Genomic DNA, 352 nt, shown 5'->3' on the forward strand with positions numbered 1-352 from the left:
AAGACCAGGCCCTCCAGCAGCGAGTTGGAGGCCAGCCGGTTGGCGCCGTGCACCCCGGTGCACGCCACCTCGCCGCAGGCGTACAGGCCGGGGACGGTGGTCCGGCCGTGCCCGTCGGACGCGTGGTGTACACCGAGCACGCACTGCCGGCCGTGCTGCCGGTCTCCTTCGACGTCACCCCGGACGGGCGCCTGTTGCTGGCGGTGCGCCGGGGCATCATCGCCTACTCCTCGGTGAGCTGAGCCCGACTCCGCTGCCGTGATTCCGGCCTTCGAGACTCCTCTCGAAGGCCGGCATCGTCCTGTTCCGGGCCCGCCCCACCGCGCGCACAGGAAGTCGGCCGGTCCGACTT

Annotated in this window: 1 pseudogene; it reads right to left on the reverse strand. The window is 72.2% G+C overall.

The window, feature by feature from the left end:
• Positions 1 to 116 (reverse strand): annotated as a pseudogene (locus PUR56_RS00600) (FAD-binding protein); the annotation flags it as partial.
• Positions 117 to 352 lie beyond the last annotated feature (236 nt).

The organism is Streptomyces sp. BE303 (assembly GCF_036290945.1).
Classification (GTDB): Bacteria; Actinomycetota; Actinomycetes; order Streptomycetales; family Streptomycetaceae; genus Kitasatospora.